Source organism: uncultured Aquimarina sp. (genome assembly GCF_947500065.1).
Classification (GTDB): Bacteria; Bacteroidota; Bacteroidia; order Flavobacteriales; family Flavobacteriaceae; genus Aquimarina.
Window position 1 is genome coordinate 58999 of sequence record NZ_CANMQT010000017.1, and the last position, 10522, is coordinate 69520.

At 33.7% G+C, this 10522-nt stretch carries 8 protein-coding genes; all 8 read left to right on the top strand.

All coding sequences use genetic code 11. The features are described from left to right. Positions 1 to 11: 11 nt before the first annotated feature. Positions 12 to 959: a type IX secretion system membrane protein PorP/SprF gene (locus tag Q0975_RS26675; protein WP_299443440.1), complete on the top strand. Its 948-nt coding sequence runs from the start codon at positions 12 to 14 to the stop codon at positions 957 to 959. Between the two features lie 17 nt (positions 960 to 976). Then, entirely contained in the window at positions 977 to 2953 is a 1977-nt protein-coding gene (locus Q0975_RS26680) for an OmpA family protein (protein ID WP_299443443.1), read from the top strand. 136 nt (positions 2954 to 3089) lie between these two features. Continuing rightward, positions 3090 to 5579, top strand: a complete 2490-nt coding sequence (locus Q0975_RS26685) for a zinc-dependent metalloprotease (RefSeq protein WP_299443446.1) — start codon at positions 3090 to 3092, stop codon at positions 5577 to 5579. Between the two features lie 217 nt (positions 5580 to 5796). Beyond that, on the top strand, positions 5797 to 6270 hold the full coding sequence (locus tag Q0975_RS26690) for a hypothetical protein (RefSeq protein ID WP_299443448.1): 474 nt from the start codon (positions 5797 to 5799) through the stop codon (positions 6268 to 6270). A 93-nt stretch (positions 6271 to 6363) separates the two neighbouring features. Further along, positions 6364 to 6924, top strand: a complete 561-nt coding sequence (locus tag Q0975_RS26695) for a DUF2004 domain-containing protein (RefSeq protein WP_299443451.1) — start codon at positions 6364 to 6366, stop codon at positions 6922 to 6924. A gap of 199 nt (positions 6925 to 7123) precedes the next feature. After that, positions 7124 to 7948, top strand: coding sequence for a hypothetical protein (locus Q0975_RS26700; RefSeq protein WP_299443454.1), 825 nt, complete (start codon positions 7124 to 7126; stop codon positions 7946 to 7948). Positions 7949 to 8043: 95 nt separating this feature from the next. After that, the gene (locus Q0975_RS26705) at positions 8044 to 10041 is read left to right on the top strand and encodes a serine hydrolase domain-containing protein (protein ID WP_299443457.1); all 1998 of its coding nucleotides are present in this window, start codon (positions 8044 to 8046) and stop codon (positions 10039 to 10041) included. 155 nt (positions 10042 to 10196) lie between these two features. Further along, on the top strand, positions 10197 to 10522 hold a 326-nt coding region (locus Q0975_RS26710; RefSeq protein WP_299443460.1), incomplete at its 3' end, for a hypothetical protein.

Genomic DNA, 10522 nt, shown 5'->3' on the forward strand with positions numbered 1-10522 from the left:
ATAATAACCTTATGAAAAAAACATATTTATTAAGTATTATTTTATTTTTAATTTCTATTCTGGGAACCTACGCCCAGCAGGATGCTCAGTATACACAATACATGTACAATACCATAAGTGTAAACCCTGCATATGCCGGATCTAGAAACGCAATTAGTATCTCCGGTTTATATCGGAATCAATGGGTAGGAATTAACGGAGCACCAGTAACTCAGACATTAAATATTCACTCGCCAATCGGTCCTTCAGAAAAAGTCGGGCTTGGAGTATCTATCGTCAATGATAAAATAGGACCTACTCAGGAAACATACATTGATATTGATTTTTCATATACTATTGACACCTCTCCTGATGGAAAATTATCTTTGGGAATAAAAGCAGGAGGGCATTTATTAGATATCGACTTTAATAGGCTAAATCAATATGCAACGTCTGATATACTTTTAGACACTAATATTGACAATAAATTCTCTCCTAACGTAGGAATAGGAGCTTATTATTATACTCAAAAATTCTATGCAGGAATTTCTGCTCCTAACCTACTCCAGACTAAACACTTTAATGAGTCATCAAATGATAATACCGCCTCTTCTTTTTTAGCTGTAGAACGAATCAATTATTATATGATTCTAGGATATGTGTTTGACATTAATGAATACCTAAAACTAAAACCGGCAGTGTTAGGAAAAGTAGTTTCTGGATCGCCTTTGCAAGTTGATGTTTCTGCAAACTTCTTATTATATGATAAACTCTCCTTAGGGTTAGCATATAGATGGAGCGCCGCGCTAAGTGCTTTGGCTGGATTTCAGATTTCAGATAATATGATGCTTGGTTTTGCCTATGACTGGGAAACAACAGCTTTAGGAAACACTGAGTTTAATTCCGGATCCTATGAGTTTTTCTTACGCTACGAAATCTTTAAGAAAAAAGAACGTGTTTTATACCCTAGATTCTTCTAATCAAAATAAAGTTCCCTATGAAAATCGTTGAACATACACCTTACCATATATTCATCTTTATCTTGATAGCACCCTTGTTTTTATTTTCACAAGATAAATCATTAAAAAAGGCTGATAAAAATTTTAAAAACCTAGCATATGTCGATGCTATTGACGCATATCAAGATATTATAAGTAATGGAGATGGTTCTATAGAAATATACCAAAAATTAGCGGATGCATATTACTATAATTCCGACTTAGAAAATGCAGGTAAATGGTACGAGAGAATGATCGAATATCGTATCGAACTTGCAGAAGACAGTACTGCAGTAGAAGAATTACAGCCAGAATATTATTATAGAACTGTGCAATGTTACAAACATCTGGAGTTATACGATCAGGCGAATGAACTTATGAAATATGTCAAAAACCTGAACCCAGAAGATTCCAGAGCAAAGAGATTCGAAGAAAATCCAAATTATCTGGAAGACATAGAACAACAATCCGGAAGATATGAAATTATTAATTTTGAAGGCAATTCAGCATTTACAGATTTTGCGCCTTCTATCCATCAAAACCAATTAATATTTTCTTCTTCTCGAGGAAAAAACAAAGGTAGTTCAACACAAAACGCTTGGAATCAACAATCGTATTTAGGGTTGTTTATGGTAGTATTCAATGATTCTCTGGACATCTCTTTTTCCAAAGAATTTGCCAAAAAACTAAGTTCTCGCCTTCACGAATCTACATCTGCATTTACTAAAAATGACAGTATTATTTATTTTACCCGAAACAATATTTATAGAGGAAAATCCAAAAACGATTCAACTGGAATTAATCGTCTTAAAATATACAAATCCGTAATAGATAAAGATCAAAAATGGTCTCCACCAAAAGAACTTCCTTTTAACAATGATCAATATTCTGTGGCGCATCCAACTTTAAGTTTTGATGAGAAAAAATTATATTTTGCTTCTGATATGCCAGGAGGATATGGTGCTTCTGATTTATACGTTGTCACCATTCAAGAAGATGGAAGCTTTGGACAACCTCAGAATTTAGGGCCAGAAATCAACACAGAAGGAAGAGATACTTTTCCTTTTATTAGTAAAACAGGAATGTTATATTTCTCTTCAGACGGTCATATGGGGTTAGGAGGACTCGATATTTTTGTGGTAAATACAGAAGCTCCTCAGAAAAAGATATATAATGTAGGAAGACCAATCAATAGTAATTTTGATGATGTAACCTTTACTATTAACGATGATACTAAAAAAGGATACTTTGCATCCAATAGATCCGGTGGTAGAGGCGATGATGACATCTATAGTATTACTGAAACAAAACCCTTAGTAACCGATTGCAAAGGATCAATTAATGGTATCATCCTAGATAAAAAAACCGATGAACTTTTGAATGATGCGGAAATAACCATCAGCAATGAAGACAATGAGGTTGTCTATACCAAAGTAACTGATATGATGGGGGCTTTTACTGCTCGGGTAGATTGTAATAATAAAACCTATACCATCCAAGCGAAAAAAGAAAACTATAAACCAACAACAATTCCGATCTCTACAAATAGAGATAGCACCAAAGTACACAAAGAACTATTCTTAGAAAATGATGTTCCTGATACGGGAATAGATTTAGCAAAATTATTAAATCTAAAACCTATTTATTTTGCCTCTAATAAAGCATTATTACTAGGAAAAACAGCTATAGAATTAGATAAAATTATAGCGTACATGAAAGAATATCCTACACTAAAAATTGAAATAGGATCGCATACAGATAGTAAAGGTAGTGATGCATACAACCTAAAACTATCTTCCAAAAGAGCTACTGCAACAGCCAACTATATCATCAGTAAAGGCATTGATCCTGATCGGGTAAAAAGCAGAGGTTATGGAGAAACTCTGTTGCAAAATAAATGTAGCAATGGTGTTCGTTGTACTAAAGAACAACATCAACAAAATAGAAGAAGTGAATTTATTGTAACAGAAAATTAATACAAGGAATCTATTTATTAATAATTACCGTGTATAAATCCACCAATCATAAAACCCACATGCTCTAGGTTTTAACTTTCCTTTCACTAATATCCCATAGGTATTTCTTTATCTTCGGCCGATAAAAAAATAACTCATGCGCAAAAGTACTCTATATCTATTACTAATAGTGGTAGTTACATTTTCTAGTTGTTCTGCTTTTCAGAACAAAAAAGGAAAAACTCCGGCAACTGCAGGAGCAAAAAAACCTGGTAAAGACAAAAATGCTATTAAACCATATAGCGATGTCATTACTGAAAAAGCCAAAAGTGATGAAGGGCTTTTCACAGTTCATAATATTGAAGATAAATATTTTTATGAAATACCAGATTCTTTGTTTAACAGAGAAATGCTAATGGTGACCAGAATTGCTAAAACCGCTACAGGAATTGGTTTTGGTGGTGGAAAACAAAATACACAAGTACTTAGATGGCAAAGAAAAAACAAACAAGTATTACTTCGAGTAGTATCACATCAGATCTACGCAGCAGATTCTTTACCAATTCATGAGGCGGTAGAGAATTCTAATTTCGAGCCCGTATTATTTTCGTTTCCAATAAAAGCATTTCATAAAGATTCTGTAAACAATGCCACGGTTATTGATGTTACAGACTTATTTAAAAAAGATGTAAAAGCGCTTGGTTTTCCTGCTTCCAGAAGAAAAAGATACAAGATTACGAGATTAGATGCGAGCTTGTCTTATATAGATTCTATTAGAAGTTATCCTCTTAATATCGAAACAAGGCACGTAAAAACATATAACGCTGGCGAACCTCCTTCTAACGCTAGTACAGGAACCATTTCTTTAGAAATGAGTAATTCTATGATTTTACTTCCAGAAACACCTATGAAACGTAGAATGTTTGATCAGCGAGTAGGATGGTTCGCTAGAGGACAAACAGATTATGGATTAGAGGCGCAAGAAAGTAAAACGATACGCTATTTAGATCGATGGAGATTAGAAGTACGCGATGAAGATGTCGAAAAGTTCAACAGAGGAGAATTGGTAGTACCCAAAAAACAAATTGTGTACTATATTGATCGCGCTACTCCAAAAAAATGGGTGAAATATATCAAACAAGGTATCGAAGACTGGCAAGTAGCTTTTGAAGAAGCTGGTTTTAAAGAAGCAATTATTGCCAAAGATCCTCCAACAGTAGAAGAAGATCCTGATTGGAGTCCAGAAGACGCACGTTACTCAGTAGTACGTTATTTAGCTTCTCCAATACCAAACGCTAATGGACCACACGTAAGTGATCCAAGAACAGGAGAAATTCTAGAGAGCGATATCAACTGGTATCATAATGTAATGACCTTATTACGTAACTGGTTTTTTGTACAAACAGCAGCAATCAATCCAGAAGCACAAGGAGTAGCTTTTAAAGATGAAGTGATGGGACGGCTTATTAGATTTGTCTCTGCACATGAAGTTGGTCATACACTAGGATTACCACATAATATGGGAAGTAGTGTCGCTTATCCTGTAGAATCACTTCGTGATCCTGAGTTTACTAAAAAGTATGGGACAGCACCATCTATTATGGATTATGCTCGTTTTAATTATGTCGCGCAACCAGGTGATGGTGATGTAGCGCTTATGCCAGAAATAGGGATCTACGACAAGCATGCCATCAGATGGGGATATCGACCAATTCCCGGAACTACAGCAGAAGAAGAAAAGAAAACCTTAGATAGCTGGATTTTAAAACATGCTGATGATCCTAAATACCGTTTTGGAAGACAGCAGTTTGGTGTAATCGATCCTAGTTCACAAACAGAAGACCTTGGTGATGATGCTGTAAAAGCAAGTACGTATGGTATTGCCAACCTAAAAAGGATTGTACCTAATCTGATCAAATGGACTGCAGAAGATGGTAAAAACTATAACGACCTACAAACAATGTATGGACAGGTACTGAGCCAATACAACAGATATATGGGACACGTTGCTTCTAATATCGGAGGTGTATATGAGTATTATAAAACCTATGATCAAGAAGGAGCCGTATATACACATGTAACTAAAGAAAACCAAAAACGTGCAATGGTATTTATACAAGAGCAGTTATTTGCTACTCCTGATTGGTTATTGGATACTACTATCTTTAATAAAATAGAATCTGCTGGTAGCGTAGAACGTGTTCGAGGTTTTCAAACCAGAACACTGAATAACCTATTAGATCAAGGAAGAATGGCTAGATTAATAGAGAACGAAGCCTTAAACACCAGAGAAGCATATACCCTAATCGATATGATGACGGAGCTAAGATCGGGTGTATGGAAAGAACTAAGAACAGGAGCTGCAATCGATGTATATCGTCGTAATCTGCAGCGAGCATATATGGAACGATTAGAGTTTTTGATGACGAAAGAACAGACACCAATCCCTGCTAATTTTAGACGTTTTGTAAGGCGTACCAATGTGAACGTATCACAGAGTGATATAAGACCTGTGGTAAGAGCGGAGCTAAAAAACCTACAGAGAGATATCAGAAATGCAATTGGTAGAACGGCAGACCGAATGACACGTTACCACCTGCAAGATGCAATGGAGCGAATCTCATTAATTCTTGATCCTAAAAAATAACGGAATCTCCATATTATTTTTACAAAAAACCATGATACTAAGTATCGTGGTTTTTTTATATGATAAACTTTTAGTTTCTTTAAAAAATACTAGACGTAGATTATACGTTTACAAATTATTATAATTCACTATAGAAAAGAATTATATGTAATCCCTTTACCCATCTCTGATTAAAGTATCTTATTGGGTTAAAGTTTATTAATAAATTGAAAAAATAATGGAATCCGAATTTAGAGATAAAGTAAAAGAATATTTAACCAAATTGAATATTGAAATAGAAGACGTTATTAAAAAACTAATTAGTTTCGAATATCCTAATGAAGTAATTAGTTTAGATTTTGAGGTTTTTTCTGATGGTTTTACTGAGAATTTTCCAGTTAGAGTTTTCTTTATGGATAAAGAGAATTGTGAATTTTTTATATACAATAATAACAAAGCAGAGTACCCTTCTCCAGTTGACCCTGGACTTCTTAACATTCATTGTGTTTATAATTATGAATTTCTACAAAAATTTGAAAAACATGACGAAAACTTTGATTCTTGGGGGATTGCAACGGATGAATTAATAAAATGGTTTATCATAAGGTGGTTAAACTCTGGAGGAGAAAAATTTAAATTAAATGCTTCAATAAAAGCTCACCATCTCTGTGATAAATTTGATTTAATTGAACAAAAGTGGGTCGAAGCATAAAAACATATAACAATTTATAATGCATATGCTCCCTTCGGGAAGCAAACGCGCCATACAAGAAACGTTAGCTGTAATCTGACCAAACAATCGCAAATGGGAATATTTGAATTTTTCAAAAAAAATAAAAAAGAACCTGAAATTAATAATGAGGAAATCCGAATTTTAGAGAAACCAGATTTTACAAAAATTGACTTTGAAAAGCTAGAAGATTATTATGATTGGACATTAAAGTATGAAGAAAGAGAAATTAATCTAGACTTGAATTTTGAGACCGAATCGACAAATCAATCTAAATTAAATCAAATACTGGAATTCGTGAACAGAATACCTGAATTTGATAATCAAAATCGAAATTATATAAAATCTGACTTTGAGCAAGATGTGAGTATGACATCAGACTATTTGAATTTCTATCTTGACGAACTTGACGAGAATGACTTAGCTGATATAATTGATTTAAAAAATCGAAAAAAATCAAGAAATAATCTTTTAATGGAACAACTGAATTTAATAAGAGTTGGAATTTATCCTCAAGCTTCTTATTTCGGTACATTTGACTACTCGATTGACATTGATGGAGAACCTTGTAATCAACTTTTAGTTTTGAATATTAATCAAGATGGAACTTTGCACAATATAACGTGGGAAAGTTGAAAAGACTGCAGCTAACAATACCTATGCGATAATGCGGAGTTTGTGTTTAATCGAAAGGTTATTGTCTACTCGGTTTGTCGCCAAAGTATTAAATTTAGTATTTTAGAAAAAGATAAAAACAAAATATAAACTTTGGCTAAGTGCTGGATCGAAATTAATCGCTTATTTTCTGCCCAACTTGCCATATATTTAACGTTGTATGCTATTTACGAAAATGTTTAATCCAACAAGAAGAAATAAAAATATCGGAACAGCCAAACAAGGCTATGGACAAAATAATCGGAATGTAATTTCTAATAGTTGGAATGACCTTCGGATATTTTGGGAGAAACTTGAGGAATATACTGTTATTAAAAGAAGTATATACGGTAAACAATACAAATTTCTTGTAGAAAAAACCCGAAAGAATAGTATTCATCCGTGTACTGTAGATGACATTTCAAAAATTATTGAACTACTAAATCCAAGAGATTTGGAAGGTTTAAATTTAATTGTTTTAAGACAACCTAAAAGACGGGAAGAAACTTTAAAACCAGTTTGGGGAAGATTAAACTATTTTGTAGAAATTGATAAGCACGAAGGAGCTGCTATAATGTTAGAATCTTTTGATTTTGACAAAACAATAAAGTGGTCTAAATCGTTAAAAAACGAAGACAGAAAAGAGTTCGAAAGATTGCTTAGTGACGGGCATAAAATGATTGAAAGTAAAAGAGATTTCACTATTCACCCAACAATCAATGGATTGAGAAACACAATGCTTTATCGAACATTTATTCACGAAGTTGGACATTATGTAGAATATCTGGAAAAAATAGAGAGACCTTCAAGAAAAGATTCTGATTATGACTTTTGGGCTGACTATGATAAAATTCCTTCACAAGAAAAAGAGAATTTTGCTCACTCATATGCAGAAAAAGTTTCAAGCGAATTGACAAAAAAGGGTTGGATTCCTTTCGACAGAATATTAGATAAGAAAACAATGGAATCTGAAAAGATAAATATTTCGGATTTCGAATTAGAATAAAAAACAGTGTACAACAATTTGTATATTGCATATGCTCCCTTTGGGAAGCAAACGTACCATACAAGAGACGTTCTCAACAATTAAAACTTAGAAAAATGAAAAATAACATCTTCATTTTACTTTTCAATCTAGGCATCATTCTTTTTATTTTTCCATTTAGTTTGTTTGCTCATAATGGAGAAAGAGCCGTTGCTTTACCTGTATCAAAAATTACCATTGATGGAGAATCTAGGGATTGGCCAAGTCACTTAAATAAGTACGGAATTACAAGGAATAACATAGAAAATGAAAATGATTTTAGTGCTTTTTTTCAGGTAGGATACAATTTAGAAGAACAATCATTATATGTAATTGTTGAAGTAATAGATGATGAACACATTTTGTCTTCTGAAATGGATGTTAAGCTCTTTGGGCAAGATGCTCATTGGCTTTTTCTAGATGTAAAACACGAAAGAAAAGGCTCAGGTGTGGCTTTTTATGCATTGAGTGAAAACTCTCTAAATTTAATGTTTGGCAAAAATGGTTGGGACAAGGACATTCGCGAAGAAAACTTAAATAAAATTGACCACGCTGTTCATAGAGATGGAAATACAACCACATATGAATGGCAAATCTTTCTAGGTGATGAATTGTATGTGAACAGAACAATTGGTATAGACCACCAAATTGTTGATTTGGACAATGATGGTTATTCACTCAAAAGCTGGGGAATATTTGGAGGAAAAAGTTCTATTTCAAATAATTTGGGTGATTTGTTTATATTAGGAGAGGATGCGAAAGAGATGGGCACATTAGAAGGAACAGCTCAATTGGAAGCCCCCTTCTCTGATACAGTACCTTACGGTTTAGAATTGGTCAATATGGACTATCCTGATATGTGGACGCAGTTCCCTTTACTCAGAAAAAAAGAATATGGACTAAACCTTCCGCAAGGAAGGTATCGTATAAAATCAGCCTTGATAGGTAATGTCACCAATAAAGATTTGTATTTGAGTTCGAGAGGCGATAAGGGAATTGAGGTAGAAGTTGTAAATGGAAAAATAACAACTGCTCCAAAATATGACGTAAAAGCCCAAAAGGCTCCTCCTTTTTTCTCAGCAAAACAAGGTATTCTTCCTAATTTCAAAGCAAATGACACCCTTAAAGTAGATAAATTCTTCAAAGAAGTTATACATCACTACACCATTCCAGGATTACAACTGGCTTTAATAAAAGATGGTGAGGTTGTCTATTTAAAAAACTACGGAGATGCCAATGCTTATGAAACCGAAAGAGTCACTGAAGATGCACTTTTTGATGCTGGTTCCGTGACAAAGCCTGTTTTCGCGCTTCTTGTAATGAAGCTGGTTGAAGAAGGCGTAATTGATTTGGATTATCCTCTATATAAATACCTTCCTTATGATGATATAGCCCACGATACCACTTATCACCAATTGACAGCTCGTCACTCACTTACTCATCGTACTGGGTTTCCAAACTGGAGAAATGGAAAGTTGAATTTTCTTAACCCTCCCGGCACATTTGGATATTCTGGAGAGGGATTTGTCTATTTATCAAAAGTAGTGGAGAAATTGACCGAAGAGAATATTGAATCTTTACTGTCGAAATACATAATAAAACCTTTGGGTATTAAGGATACTTATTTTTCTACCAATAAAGCTCTCATGGAAAAATTAACATTCGGACACGATGATAAATACACAAATGCTTTAAGAATAACAGAGACTCCAAATATGGCTTACTCTATGCATACCAATGCAAAAGAATTTTCAAAATTCATTATTTCACTTATGAATAGAGATTTATTGGCCAAAAACACTTACGACAAAATGTTTGCAAAGCAAGTTGACATTCCAGAAAACTGGTCTGAGGCAAATACAGATTGGAAACAAGGCTTTGGGTTGGGGTATCAATTAAAGTACTCTCCATTAGGCTTTGCATATGGGCATAGTGGAAGAAATGGCGGTTACGATTGTTCCTTTGAAGTGTATGATGATGCAGGTGTAGCTTATGTTTTCTTTACCAATAGCAGTAATGGTTTTAGGATAAAAAACATAGTTAGGGAATTCTTAATATCTGGAAACAAAAAATAACCGGTGATAACAATATGTCCTATGTAATAACAGTTAAAGTGATAAAACGAAAGTATGAATACAAAACAAAGGTCTGTGCAAAACCGAAAGGTTTGTGAGTAGAAATCCTCTATTCCTCATACACGAGACCGGTTCAAACACACTCAAGAAAATCAATGAAAAGAGAAGTTTTAATAGTACTAATTGGAATTATTTTAATAGGAACTGGTTATTTCGGACTTGAAATGTTTGGCTTTGCAAAAGGAATTACTGAGAATACAACAACCTCAGAAAAACTCAACGAACGTCTTAAAAATGAGGAAGAATTAATTATTAAAAAACCGATTATTGAAACTGAAGAATTAAAACAAATATTACTAACAGAATCTAAATTAGGAAACCTAAACCTCAACGAACTAACTGAGAAAAATATCAAACGTGAACTTGAACTAACGTTCCCTAAATTTAAAGTACAAAAGGAAATTGGACAACAAGACGGACC